The following is a 1548-nucleotide window of genomic DNA, read 5'->3' as shown; positions in this document are numbered from 1 at the left end:
TGCTTTTAGGACCCCTTAATCCATTGGACACGAAAATGGTAAATTATTTACACTAGTGACAAGGGAAATAACCTGGAAAGGGGGTCCTTAAATGCCTAAAAAGAAAATAGATGTGATTGAGGATGTTAAAAAACAATATGTTCGAATGGCTCTAGAGAGTGGAAGAATGACTTCTATTGCCAATAAAGCTGGAATATCAAGAACTACTCTCCGAAAGTGGATGGATGAATATGAGGAAGAAGTTCGGGACGCTATGGAGGTGGAAGGGGTCACAGTTCTTTCTGAGAATCCTTCCAAAGATGAACTCTTGGCTAAGTACGAACAAGCAATGAAATTGTTAGGTGAAAAAGAACTAGAGGTCGCCATGTTAAAGAACCTTTTAAAAAAAAGCCCCCCTCGTTAAGTGATTGTTTGGAGGAAGTGGCTCTTTGGGTAAATGAAGGTTTCCCTATCAATCGCACAACAGCTGCACTAGGAGTGAATCGTTCTTTGTACTATCACCATAACAAACCAGAGAAAAGTGAGGAAAATAAAGATACTAAACGTGGAAGGCCCTTCCCGGGCTTCTCTCTTACTAACTGTGGAAAAAAGATATCGGATGAACAAATTGAAGAATGGTTAATGGAAGCAGTTGAGGGAGAGGAAGGAGTTTACGGGTATAAGAAATTAACCCACTACCTAAAGGACACTCACTCTCTTAAAATTAACAAAAAAAAGGTCCATCGTTTGTGCGAAAAGCTCGGTATTCTCTTGCCAGTAAGACATGCCCCATCTCTTTATCCAAGAAAATTGGCAAGAAAGCATGTCATTACAGCACCGAACCAATTATGGCAGGTGGATATTAAGTATGGAACGATTGAAGAGAGTGGACGGTTCTTTTTCCTGGCAAGTGCCATAGACGTATTTGACAGAAGTATAGTTGGGTACTATCGAGGTTCCAAGTGCCAAGCAACGGACATTACAGGAATGCTTAGAGAGGCGATGAAGAACCGAAAGGTTAAGATTCCTGAGGCAGAAGATAGACACTCACTTATTATCAGGAGTGACAACGGTCCGCAGTTTTTAAGCAAAAATTTTGGTGAATTGTGTGTGGCGCTAAAAGTTTATCATGAGAGGATCCCACCTAAGTCACCGAACCTGAATGCCTATATTGAGTCGTTCCACAGCATTATTGAAAGAGAGTGTTATCAACGCCATACGTTTGAGTGCTTCGAGGAAGCGTACTATTGGATTGACCAATTTATGGATTTTTATAACAACCGTAGATATCATGGCAGTCTCAAACAACTGTCACCGGCAAGGTATAACTGGAAATTCCGGAAGGAGGGCTTTATCCCGGAGATGGCTGTCAACCTGTAACAGAGAGGCTCCTTCTTCATCTTACCGACCAGAAAAGTGATGGAGCGAAAGGGTCAAGCGAAGTGGGCTTGACGCTGTAGTGACATCATTTATAATGGGCGGACGGTGAAGAAGGTTGACCTCAAAATTGAAATATAGAGAAAACAAGAGAAAACATAAGCTTGTGTCCGGAATTAGGGGGCCAAACCG

At 41.9% G+C, this 1548-nt stretch carries 2 protein-coding genes; both read left to right on the top strand.

Annotated features, from left to right (window positions below; all coding sequences use genetic code 11):
- Window positions 1-91: 91 nt before the first annotated feature.
- Window positions 92-403, top strand: coding sequence for a helix-turn-helix domain-containing protein (locus ACFPA1_RS28635; protein ID WP_378588483.1), 312 nt, complete (start codon window positions 92-94; stop codon window positions 401-403).
- Window positions 404-420: 17 nt separating this feature from the next.
- Window positions 421-1359, top strand: coding sequence for an IS3 family transposase (locus tag ACFPA1_RS28630; RefSeq protein ID WP_378588481.1), 939 nt, complete (start codon window positions 421-423; stop codon window positions 1357-1359).
- Window positions 1360-1548: the final 189 nt, after the last annotated feature.

The sequence above is a fragment of the Neobacillus sp. GCM10023253 genome (assembly GCF_042653105.1).
Lineage (GTDB): Bacteria > Bacillota > Bacilli > Bacillales > Cytobacillaceae > Neobacillus > Neobacillus citreus.
The sequence above is the reverse complement of the archived record's forward strand: the minus strand, read 5'-3'. Positions and strand labels throughout refer to the sequence as shown.